1 protein-coding gene is annotated in these 1462 nt (G+C 67.7%); it reads left to right on the top strand.

Features of this window, described 5'->3' with window-relative positions; genetic code table 11:
- Window positions 1–124: 124 nt before the first annotated feature.
- Window positions 125–1450 (top strand): ISL3 family transposase, encoded by a 1326-nt coding sequence (locus KME78_RS63610; RefSeq protein ID WP_219539950.1) that lies wholly within the window; start codon window positions 125–127, stop codon window positions 1448–1450.
- The last annotated feature ends 12 nt before the right edge of the window (window positions 1451–1462 follow it).

Here is a 1462-nt window from a genome sequence, read left to right on the forward strand (position 1 = left end):
CGGCTCTTCGAACTTGATCGGGGTTTGAGGTTCCGCGGAGTGCAGAGGGCTTGAGAGAGCTCGTGGCTCTCGGTGATCCTTCTTGTTGTCGAGGCAAGAAGATCACAGCAGAGAAGCCACGAGCATGGTCAACGATACGACGCTGCTGCTCGGCCTGGACGGCTTGGCCGTCACGAGGGTCGTTGCCGCAGGTGATGGGCCGCAGGACGGACCGGTGGTGTGCCTGGCCACGGCGGATGAGCGGGCCAGGTGCTGCCCGCAGTGCGGGGTCGCCGCGGTTCGGATGAAGGAGTGGGTGACCACCCGCCCTCGTGATCTGCCGATGGGCGGGCGGCGGTGTGCGTTGCGCTGGCGTAAGCGTCGATGGCGTTGTGACCAGGTGTCCTGCCCGCGGCAGACGTTCACCGAGCAGGTGCCGCAGATCCCCGCACGGTCCCGGCTGACGCTGCGATTACGCCAGGCCAGCGGTGCCGCCGTGGGAGATGGCGGGCGGACGGTGATCCAGTCAGCGCGCGATCACGACCTGTCGTGGCCGATCGTGTCTGCGGCGTTCACCGAGCACGCTCACCGGGTGCTGCCTGCCCAGCCTGAGCCCGTGACGGTGCTGGGCATTGATGAGGTCCGCCGAGGCCGGCCTCGCTGGGTGCTGGATGAGGCCACCGACACGTGGACGACGGCGGTGGATCGCTGGCATGTCGGTTTCGTGGACCTGTCCGGCGATCAGGGCTTGCTCGGACAGGTCGAGGGCCGCACCATCGCCGCCGTCACCGGCTGGCTCAACCAGCGTGACCCCGCCTGGCGGCAGCACGTGGCCTTCGTCGCGATCGACATGTGCACCATCTTCAAATCCGCTGTGCGCACCGCGTTACCGCAGGCCCGTCTGGTCGTCGACCACTTCCATGTGGTGCAACTGGCCAACCAGGCTCTCACCGAGATCCGCCGCCGCCTCACCGTCCAGGTCCGGGGCAGGCGCGGGCGCAAAGGCAACCGCGAGTGGGAACTGCGCAACCGGCTCACCCGCTCCGCCGCCCGTATGCACGCCCGCCAGTTGGATCCGATGGTCGATGACCTGCAAGCCCTGCCCGCGCGGCTGGGCAGAGCGATCCTGGCGGCGTGGAACGCCAAGGAAGACCTGCTGGACCTGCTCGCCCTGGCCCGCACCCACCCGGACAGGAGCGTCATCGCCCATCGACTGTTCCGCTTCTATGACCGCTGCGCCACCTCTGGCCTGCCCGAACTCCACCGCCTGGCCACCACCATCGAGACCTGGTGGCCCGAAATCCTGGCCTTCCTCCAGACCGGCATCACCAACGCCGGTTCCGAAGGCACCAATCGCGTCATCAAGACCACCGCCCGCGATGCCTACGGCTTCCGCAACCCAGGAAACCAGCGACTACGCACCCGCTGCGCCACCACCCGAAAAGGCCGCGGACACCTCAACCCCGCTTAACTTCGAAGAGCC

Origin of the sequence: Nonomuraea guangzhouensis (genome assembly GCF_019396345.1) — a bacterium.
GTDB classification, from domain to species: domain Bacteria; phylum Actinomycetota; class Actinomycetes; order Streptosporangiales; family Streptosporangiaceae; genus Nonomuraea; species Nonomuraea guangzhouensis.